Below are 17,331 nucleotides of genomic sequence, written 5' to 3'. Positions count from 1 at the left end.
GGATATAGAATCCCGATTAATGAAAGATCATCTGCAGCACACTTAAAACAGGTGGGGCACATAACAAAAATAGTGAACACATAATGATTACTTGTGAGGCCATTTTTGGAAGCTTTTCCTTCGCTTTTCCCGAATACCAGCCACTGAACTGAAGTTTATTTCTATACCAGACGAATAATAAAAGCAGTATCGCAATATAGCCTAGCCAGCCATACTGATTCACTCCTATGTTTATATATATGCCGTTTACAATGTTCGAAATGATTGTTCCGGCTATCCCGAATATTAATATGATGCGTATCAATTCTAATAAGACCCTCATATGTCACTCCTTGGTTAGACCATTATACTTCTTCGATTACAAAATAAAAAATTTAAATGATTTGGCATTACATATTATACCAAAAATAAAGAGGGGAATAAAACAGGTGCCTCCTACGAAGGTTAAATTAAAGGGGATTTGGGACTAGCTTTGATTATTAGTTAAATCAGGAGAATTCTTTATAAACAAAAAAAAGATTAGCCATTACGCTAATCTTTTTCATTTGGGATTACTTTAATTGATCATTCAATACACTTTCCTCGAGAACGGAAAACTTATCACCATACACTCTGGTTATATGGTTTTCCCCCCATGTACATAGTGCGGAAAGGATACTTTCCAGGCTTTTTCCATACTCGCTAAGTTCATATTCCACTTTCGGGGGGACTTGGTTGTAAACGATCCGATTGATGACTCCGTCCTTTTCCAACTCCCTCAACTGTTGGGTCAACATTTTTTGGGTGATGTTCGGCATAAGGCGCTTCAATTCACTAGTCCGCTTTTTCCCGTGGGTCAGATGGCAGAGGATAACGCATTTCCATTTTCCGCCCATTACTTCAAGTGTAGCTTCAACGGATATATTGTATTTCTTTTTTTGCATGATTTGCATACTCTCCTTATTTTATAGGTACTAAAAGGTGCCTATATCACTTTAAAGTACGTACTGTTTTTTATTTGTATTATATCTCATAATAACATTTGCACACCGAATTCCACTGTACCATTTATAAAAAAAGTTGCTCAGGCAATTTCAATGATAGTACAAAATGACAAGAAGGAGAAGAGGATATGATTTCAAATAAAAATAGAAGTACATGGGCATTGCTGGCTTTAGCGATCAGTGCCTTTGCGATTGGAACAACAGAGTTCATCAGCGTGGGGTTATTACCACTCATTTCCAAAGATTTACACATTACAGTGACAACGGCGGGATTGACGGTGTCCTTATACGCCTTGGGGGTCATGTTCGGGGCACCTATCCTGACATCACTGACATCGAATATGTCGCGAAAGACTTTATTGCTTTGGATAATGGTCGTGTTCATTGCCGGAAATGCATTAGCGGCTTCTGCAACCACGGTCGGTGTATTATTGATCGCACGTGTCATTTCAGCGCTTGCACATGGTATCTTCATGTCAATCGGCGCTACGATTGCCGCTGATTTGGTCCCTGAAAACCGCAGGGCGAGTGCCATCGCCATCATGTTTACAGGTCTGACGGTGGCAACGGTGACCGGGGTTCCTTTTGGAACCTTCATCGGTCAGCAATTCGGCTGGAGATTCGCTTTCATCATCATTGTGGCAATCGGCTTGATCGCTTTCATCGGAAACGGCATCCTAGTCCCATCAGATTTAAGAAAAGCAGCACGGACCACTTTCCGAGACCAACTCAAATTGGTGACGAATGGGCGTTTGCTGTTAGTATTCATCATTACAGCGTTAGGGTATGGAGGTACATTCGTTGTCTTCACGTACCTGTCGCCGTTACTTCAGGAAGTAACAGGGTTTAAAGAAGGAACTGTGGCCTTGATTTTGTTAATATATGGAGTGGCCATAGCGATAGGAAATACCCTTGGCGGGAAATTCGCCAATCGCAATCCTATTAATGCCCTATTCTATATGTTTCTTATTCAGGCCATTGTACTTGTGGTGTTGACTTTCACGGCACCGTTCAAGGTAGCTGGTTTAATTACGATCATTTTAATGGGATTGTTTGCATTCATGAATGTTCCGGGGCTTCAAGTGTATGTCGTCATGTTAGCGGAGCGTTTCGTGCCGAGTGCAGTGGACGTGGCGTCAGCCATCAATATTGCCGCCTTCAATGCGGGTATCGCCATTGGTGCCTACTTAGGAGGGGTGATTACGGATTCGATCGGGTTGATCCATACAGCGTGGATAGGTGGAGTCATGGTGTTTGCAGCAGTGATTTTAACAGGCTGGAGCCGGGCCATGGAAAGTAAAGACCGTACCAAGGGAACGGACAAAATAGCATAGGATTAAAAAAGTGATGCATCTTAGAAAAAGCATGCTATGCGTATAGAGTATCAATAATATAAGTATCATTGCATCCCTTCAGCGAATGATGGAAGGTTCCTTGAAGGGATGTAATGATACTGATACTTAAAGCGCATTACAATCTATAAAAACAATCATTTGGAGGTAGAATATAATGGTGAAAAACTTACAAGATACAACTACATTGCATAACGGCGTCGAAATGCCTTGGTTTGGATTGGGCGTATTTAAGGTAGAAGAAGGACCGGAGCTGGTAAATGCAGTTAAAGTGGCCATTAAACATGGTTATCGCAGCATCGATACGGCTGCCATTTATGAAAATGAAGAAGGGGTTGGACAAGGGATCCGTGAGGGCTTAAAAGAAGCTGGAATCTCAAGGGAAGACTTATTCGTAACATCAAAAGTCTGGAATGCCGATTTAGGCTATGAATCGACAATTGCAGCTTACGAAAAAAGCTTAAAGAAACTTGGCTTGGAGTACCTGGATTTATATCTTATCCATTGGCCAGTGGAAGGAAAATATAAAGAAGCCTGGAGAGCGCTGGAAACTCTATATAAAGAAGGAAAAGTGAAAGCGATCGGTGTGAGCAATTTCCAGATTCACCATCTAAAAGATTTAATGGAAGATGCAGAAGTGAAGCCGATGGTCAATCAAGTGGAATGCCATCCGCGTTTAACTCAAAAAGAAGTTCAGGCATTCTGTAAGGAACAAGGAATACAACTTGAAGCATGGTCTCCTTTGATGCAAGGTGAACTTCTTGATAATGACGTTTTACAAGCTATTGCAACCAAGCATGGCAAATCAGTTGCACAAGTCATTTTACGCTGGGATTTACAAAATGGGATTGTAACGATTCCAAAATCCACTAAAGAACATCGTATTGTCGAAAACTCAACTGTATTCGATTTCGAATTGACGGAAGAGGAAATGAACCAAATTGATGGATTGAATCAGAATCACCGTGTTGGTCCAGATCCTGATAATTTCGACTTTTAATTAGGTAGGAAGGCAGGAGAGGGACGGGATACCTGTCTGAGTTTGTAGTCAAAAGGGGTTCCATCTGAATTCTTAAGCAAAGTTGATTGGAACGGAGCGCGTCCAAGGGAGACCCCACAGGCGTAGAGCGCCGAGGAGGCTCCCGGACCGCCCGCGGAAAGCGAGTGCCTGGAGTGGAAATCAACGTTCATATTTTACACTCTCTCAAAAAAAATGCAGGCAATCTTAATTATTCCAGTTTGTCTATAGTCAGGGGGACGGGATACCCGTCTTTCTCTTTTTTTATTGGATCTTCGCATTGGTGGGGATGGAAATGCCGTATCAACAGACGATGGCGTTTACAATGACAGCTTCAGGAATCTGATTAGTTGACACAGTTTTACTGGGATGATATAAATGCATGTGCATGCATTATATAAAAAAGGAGATAAAAAATTATGAATGATTTATTTTCACCTTATCGCATAAAACAACTTGAACTTAAAAATAGGATCGTCATGCCGCCGATGTGCCAATACTCCGTCGAAGCTGAAGATGGTATACCAACGAACTGGCACCAACAGCATTATGTAAGCAGGGCAGTTGGCGGCACAGGGTTAATTATAGTGGAAATGACAGATGTGGAGCCTGATGGTCGCATTTCGGATCGCGATCTTGGATTATGGTCAGACGATCAAATTGGGGCATTCTCCAACATCGTTAAGGAAGTTCATCAATATGGTGCAAAAATCGGGGTGCAAATTGCCCATGCAGGCCGTAAAGCGGAGGATGCGGAAACGCCGGTGGCACCATCAGCCATTGCGTTTGATGAAACGTATAAAACACCAAGGGCTTTAGAAACGGAAGAAGTGAAAGAAATGGTCGATAAATTCCGGGCATCGGCCAGAAGGGCAGTTCAAGCAGGATTTGACGTAATCGAATTACATGGTGCCCACGGGTATTTAATCCACCAATTCACATCACCGCTTACGAATAAACGTGATGACGAATATGGAAGGGACCTGACTAAATTCGGAGTGGAAGTCATTAAAGCAGTGAAAAGCGAAATGCCTGCCGACATGCCTTTAATCATGCGCATTTCTGCAAAGGAATACGTTGACGGCGGATATGGTATTGAAGAAAGCATTGCATTTTCACAAGTCTTTAAAGAAGCAGGCGTCGATATGTTCCATGTAAGCTCTGGAGGAGAAGGCCCGATTGGAGCAGACGGAAGACCTGGTACGCATGCCAGCTATCAAACTCCGTTGGCCAGGGAAATCAAAAAAGCTTTGGATATTCCGGTAATTGCTGTAGGTCGATTAGATGATCCGATTCTTGCAAATTCAATCATTGGTAATGAAGAAGCGGATTTGGTCGCCGTCGGCAGAGGAATGCTGCGAAACCCTTATTGGGCACTTGAAGCATCTAAAGCTTTGAATATAAAAACGGAGATTCCTAAACAATATCAACTGGGATTCAAGCATTGATACGGATTTTTAAACGCCGGCGAATATTATATTCGCCGGCGTTTTTTCATTCAGTGCATGGGAGAATTTGATACGCGAATCCATTACGTGATGTTTACCTGGAAATTTTGCTATAATGAAAAAGATAAATCAAACGATAATTCGAGGTGCTAATTATGGAAGAAATCAAAATCATTACAACTGAAGAAGTGGAAGCTAAGCTTGAGGCAGGCGAAGCGATGGAACTTGTCGATGTTCGTGAAGACGAAGAAGTGCAAGAGGGGATGATCGAAGGCGCGAAACATATTCGCATGAATGATATCCCGGCGAACCTTGACTATTTTGATAAAGAAAAAGAATATATTTTTATCTGCCGTTCAGGACGCCGCAGTGAAAATGTATGCCATTATCTTCAGGAACAAGGATATAAAGTGGCAAACATGGTTGGCGGAATGCTTGAATGGGACGGCGAAGTCATCGTTAAGTGAAGTTCTTCAAAAAGACCTGTTACATTTGTAAGCGTAAATCCAAGAATGTGACGGCTTATTTGAATGAAGAAAGAAAAAAGATCATGGTTTGTTCACAATGCCGTGAATATGCGGAAAGACGCGCATATTTGAAGGCATGAAAAAAGGGTCCTTTCATCTGAAAGGGCCCTTTTTTCTGTATGGACCTCTCCTTACGGGAATGCAAAAGTTATATGTTAAAATTAGGGTGCTGAAGTCAGAAAATAAAGAAAAAGGAGAGTTGAATAATGAATGTTCATAAAATAGCGGTCATTGCGGGTGACGGGATTGGCCCTGAGGTGATTAATGAGGGTGTAAAGGTCCTTAAAGAAGTGGCGGCAATTGCCGGGGATTTTTCTTTCCAGTTCACCTATTTTCCATGGGGCTGTGAATATTACCTTGAGCACGGCAAAATGCTCCCCGACGACGGACTGGAACAACTGATGAAATTTGACGCCGTGTATCTTGGGGCTGTCGGTTATCCTGGTGTCCCGGACCATATTTCCTTACGTGAACTTCTGCTGAAGATCAGAAAGGGATTTGACCAATATGTGAATGTTCGGCCCATTAAATTGCTTCAAGGTGCACCCTGTCCATTAAAAGACGTGACTCGTGACCAAATCGATATGGTTGTCATCCGTGAAAACAGTGAAGGGGAATATTCCGGTGCCGGTGATTGGCTTTTTAAAGGCAAGCCGGAAGAAGTCGTCCTCCAGACGGGGGTCTTTTCACGAAAAGGAACCGAAAGGATCATCCGTTATGCTTATGAACTGGCGCGTAAGACGGGAAGGACGCTAACGAGCATAAGCAAGGCGAACGCATTGAATTATTCAATGGTTTTTTGGGATCAGGTTTTTGAAGAAATTGGACGGGAGTATCAGGAAGTGGAAACGAATTCCTATCTGGTCGATGCAGCAAGCATGTATTTTGTCAAACAGCCCGAACGGTTTCAAATCGTTGTCACCTCCAATTTGTTTGGTGATATCATAACTGATTTGGGTGCTGCCATTGCAGGCGGGATGGGACTGGCGGCCGGTGCCAACTTAAACCCGGAACGGATTTATCCTTCGATGTTCGAACCGATTCATGGTTCAGCCCCGGATATAGCACATCAAGGCATCGCCAATCCACTTGCGGCCATATGGTCCGCCAGTCAGATTCTCGATTTCTTCGGACATGAAGTTTGGGGTGCAAAAGTGTTGGACGTGATCGAACAGGCGATGGTCGATAAAAAGGCCCTGACTCCTGATATGGGCGGGGCAGCTTCCACAGAAGAAGTCGGGGATGAAGTGGTTAAAATATTATCCGCTTTACAAACAAATCAAGTATAAAAATCAAGAAAAAAGGGCATCCTGCACAATAACTATCATTATAGTAAAAGGGCGGGGAGAGCCGATGATACAAGTCAAATTATTTGATTATGAGCATGAAAAGGATCTAGAGGATGAAATGAACTTTTTCCTGGAAGACATTCGTGATAATCAAATCGTCGATATCAAATATAATGTCGCCACTACAGGTGAAGAGGAAGAGGAACAGATCTACTGTTTCAGTGCAATGATCATTTATAAAAAAAAATAAAGGCCGGCTGGCCCTATAATCAATAATGGACTACCTCCTTGCGTGCAGGCGGGCAATCAAAGGTAGTCTTTTTATCGTCTTGACTTCCTGGGAAGGGGGCATATTCTGTGGAAATCAGGACGATGTCGCCTCCCCGCCGTTGACATGAAGTGTTTGTCCTGTCACAAAACGGGAATCATCAGAGGCGAGATAGACAAAGGTGGGAGCCAGTTCAAATGGCTGGCCTTGACGCTCCATCGGATTATCGACTTGCGTCACTTCGTCTGCCGAGAAACTTGCCGGGATGAGGGGTGTCCAAAACCTTCCGGGCGCAACGGCGTTTACCGGGATGCCTTGATCGACAAGGCTGTTTGCCAAGGCACGGGTAAAACCAATGTTGGCCCCTTTAGTCGCCGTATAATCAATTAGTTGCTTATTCCCATTAAACGTCACGACAGAAGATGTATTAATGATGGAGGACCCAGCTGGAAGGGCAGCACGTGTCGTATAGAAGTGGGAATAGATATTCACTTTAAAGGTATCATCGAATTGCTCATCCGTGATATCAAGCAAGCTTAATTGCTGAAATTGAATACCCACGTGGTTACAAAGAATATCGAGCTTTCCAAATGTTTCGATGGTGTCTTCCACGATATTGATGCATTGCTGCTTATCCCTTAAGTCCCCAGGCAGCAGTAAGCAACGTTGCCCAAGCTCTTCAATTCTCGTTTTAGTCCGATTGGCATCCTCATGTTCATCCAAATAAGCGATGGAAACATCTGCGCCTTCCTTAGCAAAAGCGATGGCAGCCGCAGCACCAATCCCACTGTCTCCGCCAGTTATCAATGCGACTCTACCTGTTAATTTCCCGCTGCCCCTATAATTTGGATTTTCGATGATGGGCCTTGGCACCATTAATTTTTCTACACCGGGTTGGCGAAATTGGCGTTGCTCCGGAACTGTGATGGGAACGTCTTGATAACGAGTCATCTTCCCATAATTCGGCTGCATGGGATAGCTTTTACCGGATGAATTCTTTTTCTTATCTTCTGCCATGAGGGGTCCTCCCAAAAAAGAATTTAGTCGGATTACTTTATGATGATCAGGCATCTGCCGTGCATGAAGAACATGTATGAGGACGGGCTCGTTGCCGTACGGCTCGAATATGCTGAAGGGTAGAAAAAAGTTTTTGGAGGCCTCTATATGCCATATTATTATAGCGAAGAAGTGAAGATGTTATTGGTCGATCAATCGGATGAAAAGGTGGAGTTGTTATATGACTCCAACCCCAATACCTTTGAATTGCCGCTTATTGGACCGAGACCGCCATATTATTATAACCCGCGCTATGTGCCGTATTATCCCGTGATTTAAGGGGTGAACATCAAAAGGGAAAATGCATGAAGAACGGAGTCTATTGAATTTGGCTGCCTTGGTCTTTCTATGAGGGGACTAAAAAGCAGCCTCAATTCGACTCAACGAAATTCCAGATCATAACATGACATTAGGAAAAACTGATTATATTTTTCTATGAATTTTACAAACACGGAGATAATGGGTAAAGTTATACTTAATACATAGTGCGGACTGGTGTATTTAAAGGAGAGATCCATTTTGGATATAAAAATGAAACAACTAATAGAAAATATACAGCAATCGGATGGTGGACATATTTTATACTGTTTTAATGAATTGGAAAGATACATTGAAAATGAGGCAACTTTCATCATTGCCGGTGTCGAACAGGGAGACCATATCCTGGTTGTCGAAAATGACCGTATCTTTCCTTTCGTGTACAAGAAATTGCAGCTTCATTTAAATGAGGAGCAATTGGAGCAAGTGCATCTTATGAATAATTTTGATTTTTATTGTTTTCATGGAGACTTCCATCCTTCGACGATGGTTAATTATTTCTTGGAAAATATCGATACATACACTGAACGCAATCAGCACGTGCGGACTTGGGGCCATGTTGAATGGGGCCATGACGATCAAGTCAGCTTAGCGATAGGGGAATATGAAAAAGGGATCGACAAACTGATCAAGGAACGAGGGTTGATTTCTGTTTGTGCATACGATGACTGCAGAGTGCCTGCCGAGCTTAAAAGAAATTTGATCAAGCATCATGGGTTCCTGATAACCGATGAAAAAATCACGATTTTAGCAAACGGATAGAATAAAGGGGAGAGTTATTTGGAAAGTTTTACTGAACGGGTAATTAATATCATACAACGGATCCCTTCCGGTAAAGTGATGACATATGGTCAAATTGGACAGCTCGCCGGAAGTCCGCGCGGTGCAAGGCAGGTCGTAAGGATCCTTCATTCAAGCAGCAAAAAACATGACCTTCCTTGGCACCGGGTGATCAATGCCAAAGGTGAAATCGGCATAAAAGCGGAGGGCGCCGCAGAACACCAGAAGGCGATGCTCGAGAGTGAAGGCATCACATTCACGAAACGGAATATCATTGATCTCGAAGCATTTCTCCATCATCCAGAAATATTTTAACATAAACGCCGGATAATAGAGGCGCGCGGGTACGGACGAAAAAGTACGGTGAAGGCCAAAAAAACAGCACCTACGCCAGAATCAAAGCCTAACAAACACCGAGTGGATAAATAGACTTGCGAAATCGCATGAAAAGAGGCTGATCCAAGCGGATCAGCCTCTTATGATTAAGAACGGGCATACATGGCAGCATTCATTCCGGCGAGCCTTCCGGTTACTAATGCCGATGTGATATTGTAACCGCCTGTATATCCGTGTATATCCAGAATTTCACCGCAGAAATAAAGTCCGTCCATTAGCTTGGATGCCATTTCTTTTGGATGTATTTCTTTGACGGATACGCCGCCGCCCGTTACGAAGGCTTTTTCTAGCGGCTGGGTGCCATGCACCCCGAATTGGAAGTCCTTGCATAATTCTGCAAAGCGGCGGATTTTTTCATTTGATATCGTCGCTCCTTGTTCTTGAAGGTCGATGCCGCTTCGTTCAAGCAGGAAGTGAAGGTATCGTTCAGGAACTAAACCTTTTAAGGTGTTTTTAATGGCTTTTTTCGGTTCGGCTTTGATTTCCTTCATGATGTCTTGAAAAACCTCTTCCTTGTTTCGGTCCGGCAGGGCATCGAGTTTCATGGTCACTTCCGACAGGCTCCATTTTTTCATCGCTTTCACGACGAATTGGCTGCATCTTAGAACAGCTGGACCGGAGACGCCAAAATGGGTGAAGAGCATATCCATTCTGTGTGTGATCAGGGCCTTGCCTTTTGGGTTAAGGACACTTAATGAAACATCTCGAAGTGCGAGACCTTGAAGTGACCGATTTTTAATGAATGTTTCATGGCTAAGTACGGGAACTTCAGTTGGGAACAGCTCGGTAATCGTATGCCCCGCCTTTTTAGCCCATGCGTAGCCGTCTCCGGTTGAACCGGTGTGGGGAACAGATTTTCCGCCGACTGCTATCACGACTGCATCCGTGTCAATGACCTGTCCATCTTTTAACCGGACACCGCTTGTTTTTCCATGTTCATAGAGAACTTCCGCAACTGGAGAGTTCTTATAGATCGTTACTTTTAAATTCGATAGGCGCGTCAGAAGGGCATCCACGACACTTTGCGCTTTATCGTTGACAGGGAACATCCGGCCATGGTCCTCTTCTTTAAGAGCCACGCCCAATTTTTCAAAGAATTGAATAATGTCTTCATTATTGAACTCTGAGAAAGCACTGTATAGAAATCGCCCGTTTCCAGGGATATGCTGAATGATTTCATCGATTGAGAGCCTGTTCGTCACGTTGCAGCGTCCGCCGCCCGAGATGGCAAGTTTTCTTCCAAGTTTCTCGCCTTTATCCACTAACAATACATGGGCACCTTTTTCCCCGGCAGCTATTGCTGCCATCAATCCGGAAGGACCGCCGCCAATTACCACTACATCATATTTCAAATTGATCACCACTTTATCATTTTCAGTCCCTTCATTATATAGCAATAGCCCGTCAGATTGCGAATGTAGAAAAAAAGGAATTATTTGTTTGTGTATTATCTTCGAAAACGATAAACTTGAATGTAGTTTTCTATAGAAAAAATACTTTAATATGATAAGATAAAGAGCGTGTGAAACGTAACTGACAGAGGCAGGAAGGGATTAGATGTCATCTAAGTTTTTAAAAGGGGCTTTTATATTAACGCTGGGAGCGATCATTTCCAAGGTTCTTGGTTTATTTTACGTCATCCCATTTGAACATATGGTTGGGAATAAAGGTGCTACCCTCTATCAATATGGGTACGTTCCATATACCATTTTCATTAGCTTTGCAACGGCAGGCATGCCGCTTGCAGTTTCTAAATTCATCTCGAAGTATAATGCGCTCGAGGAGTACGCCGTCGGTGAGAAGTTATTTAAATCAAGCCTGAAATTAATGGTTATCACCGGTTTTCTCGCTTTTTTGATTCTTTATACGATGGCACCGATGTTTACTGGAGTCTTTGGAGTCAAGGAGGAAGATGTCGCGGATGTCACGGAGATCATACGGGCAGTCAGCTTCGCCTTGATTTTTGTACCGTTCATGAGCATCATCCGCGGCTTCTTTCAAGGTCATGAAGCGATGGAACCAACGGCCATCTCTCAGGTTGTCGAACAAATTGTCCGCATCGTGTTCCTTCTGGCCGGTGTGTATGTTGTTTTGAATGTCATTGATGGAGAGTTAGTGAGAGCCATCCAAATAGCTACCTTCGCGGCGACGGTCGGGGCTGTCGGCGGTTTAGTGGTGTTGTTTTGGTATTGGAAAAAACAAAAACCCTATTTGGACAGCTTGATGAAAAAAGACCGGGGGACGATGGAAATTTCCCTGAAGGAGATCTATAAAGAAATCTTTCTTTCGTCGATTCCATTCATCTTTGTCGGAATCGCGATGCCAATGTTTCAATTGGCTGACTTGCTGTCTTTCAATAAGGCGATGTCGTCCATCGGGCTGCAGCATGTTGCTGAGGATGCACTTGGGGTGTTGAATGTTTATGCCCAGAAGCTTGTCTTGATTCCGATGACGCTTGCAACCGGGTTTTCGATGGCGCTTCTTCCTTCGGTGACGAAGGCATATGTAAGCGAGGATTCAAAAGAGTTCAACCGTCAGCTGAACCAAGCCTTCCAAATTTTGTTGTTCATTACGATTCCAGCGGTCGTTGGCATGTCGGTGCTAGCCGATCCAATCTATAGTGCCTTTTACAGCCATGATCCACTTGGAATCAGTGTCCTGAAGGCATATGCGCCCGTTTCGATCTTGTTTGCGCTTTTTTCCGTTTCGGCGGCTGTATTACAAGGGATCAATCAGCAAAAATATACGGTGCTCAGCCTGCTTGTTGGTTTTTTAATCAAATTGAGCTTGAATATCCCGTTGATCAAGTTGTTTGAAACGGAAGGATCCGTTTATGCCACGGCATTCGGCTACTTGGCTGCTGTGCTGCTGAATTTGTATGTCATTACCTACTTTACTGGATATCGTTATAGCCTTACCATCAAAAGATCTGTTTTGATCACAGTTTTTTCAATAATAATGGGACTGGCTGCCTGGGGAATGAACGGTTTATTATCGCTATGGCTTACAACGGAAGGGCGCTTCCAGGCGATTTTGATCGTGGCCGTTTGTGCAATATTTGGAGCGCTCATTTATGCGGCGCTTTCCTTGAAAAGCAAACTTGCCCATCGTTTATTCGGTGCCCGGATCGATCGGTTAAAAGCTAAATTAGGATTATAAGCTGGAAGTTTGATGTGTAAAAAAAAGGGTATTGAATGGTGAATCCCCGATTAAAATATATTGGCCTTGCCTGTCATTAAAGTGGGCAAGGCTTTTTACTGAAAAAGGCTTTAGGAGGAAACGATGAGAATAGATAAGATTTTATCCAATATTGGTTATGGCAGCAGGAAAGAAGTGAAAAAGCTCCTGAAATCCGGCGCCGTCAAGGTCAATGAAAGGCTGATTAAGGACCCGAAGGAACAGGTGGACCCTGATGCGGAAATCGTGACGGTTCATGGTGAACGGGTTGAATACAGGGAATTCATCTATTTAATGATGAATAAACCTCCGGGCGTATTGTCGGCAACGGAAGATAACTACCAAGAAACGGTCATCGATATCCTGGAGCCGGAAGATTCGGTATTCGAGCCATTTCCTGTAGGCCGTCTTGATAAGGACACAGAAGGTTTATTGCTGATCACGAATGACGGAAAGCTTGCCCACCAGCTGCTTTCCCCAAAGAAACATGTCCCTAAAACATATTTTGCGGTTATTGATGGCGAAGTGACGGAACGGGATATCGAGGCATTCCGCAACGGCGTGACCTTGGATGATGGATACGAAACAAAACCAGGAGAATTGAACATTTTAAAATCAGGTCTTACATCGGATATCGAGCTAACGATCATGGAAGGGAAGTTCCATCAAGTGAAGCGGATGTTTGAGGCTGTTGGCAAACGTGTCGTCTACCTAAAGCGTCTTTCCATGGGAAGTTTACAGCTTGATGAGGAACTTGAGCTTGGTGAATACCGTGAGTTGACAGCGGAAGAGCTTGAACAGTTAAAGGCAGGCCAGCCGGCTGAATGATATATGGATACAAAAAATGAGGCGGACAATATTGTCCGCCTCAAAGTATTTTACATATCGATCTTGTTCGGGTGGTCGTTCTTTTTACGATGACATCTTCACCTTTTTACTTGTTGTCGTCCAAAGGCCTCGGCTTGGGCTTTGAACAAGGTCATTGTATGCTAAGACATTTAAATCGCGCTGCACAGTTCGAGGAGTGATGCCAAATTCTTCTACAAGCTCTTGAGTAGAAACCGTACCGTTATTACTAATGAACATATAAACGGATTTAATACGGGTTAACATGCGATTTGTTGAAGGTTTCAAAAAATCACTCCTTATTCTTTTCATTGTTATTTTGAACAAATGAAAACAACCGATATGTCGGACAGCATTTCAGCTGTCACTATGTACTTGCTATACCCACCCTATAACTCCTCGGAAACATTAGAAAAAATAAGATGTCATTAGCTTCATTCTACCCCTTTGCAAAAGCAAATTCTAGGAAAAGATACTAATTGACTAAATATTACATTTATTATATCAAATTTTAACAAAATTATTCTCTTTACCTATACAAAATTAATAAAGAGCTGTTCCATTTGTTCATGTTCATATTTTGCCAATAAAGGATGCTTACTATGCACACAACATGGTTGTTGACTTTTAAGGCATATACATGTTATTTTACTTAAAGTGATCTATAAATCGTAACGATTACGTTTTATCGATTGGTACAGGAATTGCTTGATGGCTTGCAGTTACGATGTCATAATGAGTTATTGGGCAGTATAGACTTTTCATACATATATCTAAAAGGATTTAAATATAAACCATTCGAGGTAGAGCCATATGAACGAAAGATTAATGGAGTTTTTATTACGCGACGAAGTGACCAGACTTTCTGGCGTCAAAAAACAAGTGTATGAATTCATCGTGAACGAAGAAGATTATCTTGCATCGAAGGCGGACACGGTCGATCAATTCATGAGATTGCTGGTAAAGCATTCTCCGCCCAGGCTCGCAGCCCGTCATTTCAATATGCCTTATGGGGAAATCATTCGTTTCATGAATGAAATAGAAGATGAACTGAATGAGAGATTAGAGGAAAGATGCAAGAAAGTGAAGTGGATGGACTACACGGAAAAGGACCAGCAGGCATTTGAGGAATATCATAAGAAGTTATATCTTTTCGTAAATTAATAAATTGGATCCTGAAAATGCCCTCGGTATGAAAGGGCATTTTTTTATTTGCCCGGATCCGTCTGACAGGACCATAAGAGCAAGAATGAGGACGAATTGGAGCTGGGTTGATTGTTAAAATGAGTACAAATAAATTTTAGGAGCAACTATAATGACTAACATTAAGGAATTCAATGACCTACACTTTTCGAAGGACCTGTTAATATTGGGGAATGCCTGGGATCTATTATCGGCCTTGATCCTCGAGAAATCAGGATTCAAGGCGATTGGAACGACAAGCTGGGGGATTGCCAGCTCCCTGGGTTATTCTGATGGTGAATTGATTGATTTTGAAAGACATTTAGGTATCATTAAACTAATTGCGGATAATGTGAAAATTCCCGTCACCGCGGACATTGAAGCAGGCTATGGTGAAACCGCAGAAAAGATTGTCGATAATGTGTTAAGGACGGCAGATGTCGGTGTAGCGGGGATCAATATTGAGGATTCGTTCAAAAAACAAAAAGGGCTAAGAGATATATCCCAACACTGCAGCCTACTATTAAAAATAAGGGAAACGTTGGATTATAATGGGTATGAAGGTTTTTACATCAATGCCAGAACAGATACTTATTTTCAAAAAGAAAATCCTTTCCTTGAAACAGTTGAACGGGCAAAAGCGTATGTGGAGAGTGGTGCCAGCGGAATATTCGTCCCTGGGTTAATGAACTATGATGAAATAAAGGAAATCACTTTGAACATAGGCGCTCCCCTAAATGTATTATCTTTGCCCGGATTAACGAATGGTAAGGAGCTAGAAGATTTAGGCGTGAAACGTCTCAGTTTCGGCAATGCCCTATCCGATAAAGTCATTGCATTGTTAGAGCGAGATACAGCACGAATAGTAGAGCTGAATGACACCTCACATTTATATGGGAACTAAAACCTGAAAGGATGCGGAGTATAATGGCTGTTGTTATAAATCTTTCTTTTGAAGAAATGTGGGAGAAGATCATTGCTTGCGACCCTAAATATGACGGATTATTCTTTACGGCAGTAAAGACAACTAAAATATACTGCCGCCCTTCCTGCAGGTCAAGGAAGCCGAAAAAAATAAATGTGAAATTCTATCATGACATCGATGAAGTCGAGAAGGCTGGTTTCCGTGCTTGCAAAAGATGCCAACCGGAAGTTGATGATTCCCCTCAGTTGGGACTTGTAAGAGATATCATCGCTTTCTTGGTAAATCAGTATAATCAAAAAGTTGAATTAAAGGATATTGCCAATCATGTCGGTGTAAGCTCCTATTATCTGGAGCGGCTATTCAAAAAGGAAACATTAGAAACCCCCCGTTCCTACTTGGAAAAAATCAGAGTGGATAAAGCTTCATACCTTCTAACAAGCACAAGTCTAACGAATCTTGAGATTTGCCTTGAAGTGGGCTTCCAAAGCCCTTCAAACTTTTATAAGGTATTTCGCCGTTTGAAAAATTGTTCTCCCAGCGAATATCGCAACATGAATCTTAAGAAACGAGTGTAATCCACATATACAGAAATGGAGAGATCCTTATATGAGTGAATTATATAAATTAGATTATGAATCGCCGATTGGAGTTATCGAGATATCAGGAACGAATGAGGCCATCTGTTCCATAATGTTCGCTGAAAGGGATACAAAGATAAATATTATGCAAGATCAAACACCCAAGGTTTTGGTGGAGTGCTTGAGTCAGTTTGATGAGTATTTCAAAGGTGAACGCAGGGAATTTACATTTCCTTATATACTTGAAGGGACCATCTTCCAAAAAAACGTGTGGAACGCTTTAACAGGAATCCTCTACGCTAACACGGGTTCCTATAAAGACATCGCCGTTTCAATCGGTAATGAAAAAGCCATTAGGGCAGTAGGGAGCGCTAATGGCAGAAATAAGTTAAGCATCGTGATTCCTTGTCATCGAATAATAGGTTCAAATGGGAAATTAACTGGTTATGCGGGTGGCTTATGGAGAAAGGAATGGCTCCTACAGCATGAAAGGAATTTTAATTGAGGTACTAGGCTCAACTTTATGAGAATCACCGGGCCACTCTCCATTGATGGAGGACACAGTTTTTTTATTTCAAGTTCCAGTTGATTTCAGAAACCCGCTCCCTTTCCGCCGACTGTCTGCCAAGCCTCCTCGCCGGTAAACGGCTGCGGGGTCTCGGCTAGCCCGTTATTCGGCAGGAGTGTCGCAAATTTCTTCCATCCATTAAGGAGTACAGGAAAAAGACATGAAGGATAAACTAGTCTTAAACATGGTTCGAGATGAGACCGGCCTGCAGTTTTTTCTTTTAAGATTCCAGTTGATTTCAGAAACCCGCTCCCTTTCCGCCGACTGTCTGCCAAGCCTCCTCGACGTAAACGTCTCCGGTGTCTCGGCTAGCCAGTTATTCGGCAGGAGTGTCGCAAATTTCTTCCATCCAATAAGGATTACAGGAAAAAACATGAAGGATAAACTAGTCTTAAATATGGTTCGGAATAAGACCAACCTGTAGTTTTTCTTTTAAAAACGTCCAGTTGATTGGAACGGAAGGTACGAGACTCCTGCGGGAAAAGCGTGGCAAGGGAGACCCCGCAGGCGTGCCGAGGAGGCTCCCGCCCGCCCGCGGAAAGCGAGTGCCTGAAGTGGAAATCAACGTTCCCATTTTACAAACCCACAAAAAAGCTGTCTGCAAATAATTATTATCTAGT

Annotated in this window: 22 protein-coding genes; 15 read left to right on the top strand and 7 right to left on the bottom strand. The window is 42.8% G+C overall.

Features of this window, described 5'->3' with window-relative positions:
- Positions 1 to 16: 16 nt before the first annotated feature.
- Positions 17 to 322, bottom strand: coding sequence for a hypothetical protein (locus tag ACIQYG_RS03035; RefSeq protein ID WP_402835411.1), 306 nt, complete (start codon positions 320 to 322; stop codon positions 17 to 19).
- Positions 323 to 551: 229 nt separating this feature from the next.
- Positions 552 to 923: a winged helix-turn-helix transcriptional regulator gene (locus ACIQYG_RS03030; protein ID WP_402835410.1), complete on the bottom strand. Its 372-nt coding sequence runs from the start codon at positions 921 to 923 to the stop codon at positions 552 to 554.
- A 188-nt stretch (positions 924 to 1,111) separates the two neighbouring features.
- On the opposite strand from ACIQYG_RS03030, the gene ACIQYG_RS03025 reads away from it, so the two are divergent.
- From ACIQYG_RS03025 to ACIQYG_RS03000, 6 genes are all read left to right on the top strand, one after another.
- Entirely contained in the window at positions 1,112 to 2,317 is a 1,206-nt protein-coding gene (locus ACIQYG_RS03025; protein WP_402835409.1) for an MFS transporter, read from the top strand.
- A 175-nt stretch (positions 2,318 to 2,492) separates the two neighbouring features.
- Positions 2,493 to 3,335, top strand: coding sequence for an aldo/keto reductase (locus ACIQYG_RS03020; RefSeq protein WP_402835408.1), 843 nt, complete (start codon positions 2,493 to 2,495; stop codon positions 3,333 to 3,335).
- A 437-nt stretch (positions 3,336 to 3,772) separates the two neighbouring features.
- Positions 3,773 to 4,801, top strand: a complete 1,029-nt coding sequence (locus tag ACIQYG_RS03015) for an NADH:flavin oxidoreductase/NADH oxidase (RefSeq protein ID WP_402835407.1) — start codon at positions 3,773 to 3,775, stop codon at positions 4,799 to 4,801.
- A gap of 155 nt (positions 4,802 to 4,956) precedes the next feature.
- Positions 4,957 to 5,268 (top strand): rhodanese-like domain-containing protein, encoded by a 312-nt coding sequence (locus ACIQYG_RS03010; RefSeq protein WP_034309364.1) that lies wholly within the window; start codon positions 4,957 to 4,959, stop codon positions 5,266 to 5,268.
- Between the two features lie 266 nt (positions 5,269 to 5,534).
- On the top strand, positions 5,535 to 6,617 hold the full coding sequence (locus ACIQYG_RS03005) for a tartrate dehydrogenase (RefSeq protein WP_402835406.1): 1,083 nt from the start codon (positions 5,535 to 5,537) through the stop codon (positions 6,615 to 6,617).
- 64 nt (positions 6,618 to 6,681) lie between these two features.
- A complete protein-coding gene (locus tag ACIQYG_RS03000; protein ID WP_048682016.1) occupies positions 6,682 to 6,867 on the top strand; it encodes a sporulation protein Cse60 in 186 nt (61 codons plus the stop codon).
- A 114-nt stretch (positions 6,868 to 6,981) separates the two neighbouring features.
- Here the strand turns inward: ACIQYG_RS03000 and ACIQYG_RS02995 are convergent, their stop codons facing one another.
- Positions 6,982 to 7,902: an SDR family oxidoreductase gene (locus ACIQYG_RS02995; RefSeq protein WP_402835405.1), complete on the bottom strand. Its 921-nt coding sequence runs from the start codon at positions 7,900 to 7,902 to the stop codon at positions 6,982 to 6,984.
- A 147-nt stretch (positions 7,903 to 8,049) separates the two neighbouring features.
- Between ACIQYG_RS02995 and ACIQYG_RS02990 the strand changes: the two genes are divergently transcribed.
- The 3 genes from ACIQYG_RS02990 to ACIQYG_RS02980 all read left to right on the top strand — a co-directional run bounded on the left by ACIQYG_RS02990 (position 8,050) and on the right by ACIQYG_RS02980 (position 9,354).
- A complete protein-coding gene (locus ACIQYG_RS02990; RefSeq protein ID WP_402835404.1) occupies positions 8,050 to 8,220 on the top strand; it encodes a hypothetical protein in 171 nt (56 codons plus the stop codon).
- Positions 8,221 to 8,460: 240 nt separating this feature from the next.
- Entirely contained in the window at positions 8,461 to 9,021 is a 561-nt protein-coding gene (locus tag ACIQYG_RS02985) for an MEDS domain-containing protein (protein ID WP_402835403.1), read from the top strand.
- Positions 9,022 to 9,039: 18 nt separating this feature from the next.
- Entirely contained in the window at positions 9,040 to 9,354 is a 315-nt protein-coding gene (locus tag ACIQYG_RS02980) for an MGMT family protein (protein WP_402835402.1), read from the top strand.
- 167 nt (positions 9,355 to 9,521) lie between these two features.
- On the opposite strand, the gene ACIQYG_RS02975 is transcribed toward ACIQYG_RS02980, so the two are convergent.
- On the bottom strand, positions 9,522 to 10,787 hold the full coding sequence (locus tag ACIQYG_RS02975; protein WP_402835401.1) for a BaiN/RdsA family NAD(P)/FAD-dependent oxidoreductase: 1,266 nt from the start codon (positions 10,785 to 10,787) through the stop codon (positions 9,522 to 9,524).
- 205 nt (positions 10,788 to 10,992) lie between these two features.
- Between ACIQYG_RS02975 and ACIQYG_RS02970 the strand changes: the two genes are divergently transcribed.
- Together ACIQYG_RS02970 and ACIQYG_RS02965 are read left to right on the top strand one after the other, a co-directional pair.
- Positions 10,993 to 12,594, top strand: a complete 1,602-nt coding sequence (locus ACIQYG_RS02970; protein WP_402835400.1) for a putative polysaccharide biosynthesis protein — start codon at positions 10,993 to 10,995, stop codon at positions 12,592 to 12,594.
- A gap of 123 nt (positions 12,595 to 12,717) precedes the next feature.
- Positions 12,718 to 13,440 carry a pseudouridine synthase gene (locus tag ACIQYG_RS02965; protein WP_402835399.1) on the top strand — a complete coding sequence of 241 codons (723 nt, stop codon included), beginning with the start codon at positions 12,718 to 12,720 and terminating at the stop codon, positions 13,438 to 13,440.
- Between the two features lie 84 nt (positions 13,441 to 13,524).
- Here the strand turns inward: ACIQYG_RS02965 and ACIQYG_RS02960 are convergent, their stop codons facing one another.
- A complete protein-coding gene (locus tag ACIQYG_RS02960; RefSeq protein ID WP_034309346.1) occupies positions 13,525 to 13,746 on the bottom strand; it encodes a DeoR family transcriptional regulator in 222 nt (73 codons plus the stop codon).
- A 525-nt stretch (positions 13,747 to 14,271) separates the two neighbouring features.
- On the opposite strand from ACIQYG_RS02960, the gene ACIQYG_RS02955 reads away from it, so the two are divergent.
- From ACIQYG_RS02955 to ACIQYG_RS02940, 4 genes are all read left to right on the top strand, one after another.
- Positions 14,272 to 14,622, top strand: coding sequence for a hypothetical protein (locus tag ACIQYG_RS02955; protein ID WP_402835398.1), 351 nt, complete (start codon positions 14,272 to 14,274; stop codon positions 14,620 to 14,622).
- A 151-nt stretch (positions 14,623 to 14,773) separates the two neighbouring features.
- Positions 14,774 to 15,544 (top strand): isocitrate lyase/PEP mutase family protein, encoded by a 771-nt coding sequence (locus tag ACIQYG_RS02950; RefSeq protein WP_402835397.1) that lies wholly within the window; start codon positions 14,774 to 14,776, stop codon positions 15,542 to 15,544.
- 23 nt (positions 15,545 to 15,567) lie between these two features.
- A complete protein-coding gene (locus ACIQYG_RS02945; protein ID WP_402835396.1) occupies positions 15,568 to 16,140 on the top strand; it encodes a bifunctional transcriptional activator/DNA repair enzyme AdaA in 573 nt (190 codons plus the stop codon).
- Positions 16,141 to 16,171: 31 nt separating this feature from the next.
- Positions 16,172 to 16,648: a methylated-DNA--[protein]-cysteine S-methyltransferase gene (locus ACIQYG_RS02940; RefSeq protein WP_402835395.1), complete on the top strand. Its 477-nt coding sequence runs from the start codon at positions 16,172 to 16,174 to the stop codon at positions 16,646 to 16,648.
- 86 nt (positions 16,649 to 16,734) lie between these two features.
- Here ACIQYG_RS02940 and ACIQYG_RS02935 read toward each other — a convergent pair whose 3' ends face one another.
- Both ACIQYG_RS02935 and ACIQYG_RS02930 read right to left on the bottom strand, forming a co-directional pair.
- A complete protein-coding gene (locus tag ACIQYG_RS02935) occupies positions 16,735 to 16,986 on the bottom strand; it encodes a hypothetical protein (protein ID WP_402835394.1) in 252 nt (83 codons plus the stop codon).
- 116 nt (positions 16,987 to 17,102) lie between these two features.
- A partial coding sequence (locus tag ACIQYG_RS02930; RefSeq protein ID WP_402835393.1) for a hypothetical protein occupies positions 17,103 to 17,331 on the bottom strand: 229 nt, incomplete at its 5' end.

The sequence above is a fragment of the Peribacillus sp. NPDC096622 genome (assembly GCF_044762665.1).
Lineage (GTDB): Bacteria > Bacillota > Bacilli > Bacillales > DSM-1321 > Peribacillus > Peribacillus frigoritolerans_B.
Note: the sequence above shows the minus strand (reverse complement) of the source record. Positions and strands in the feature narration are given on the sequence as shown.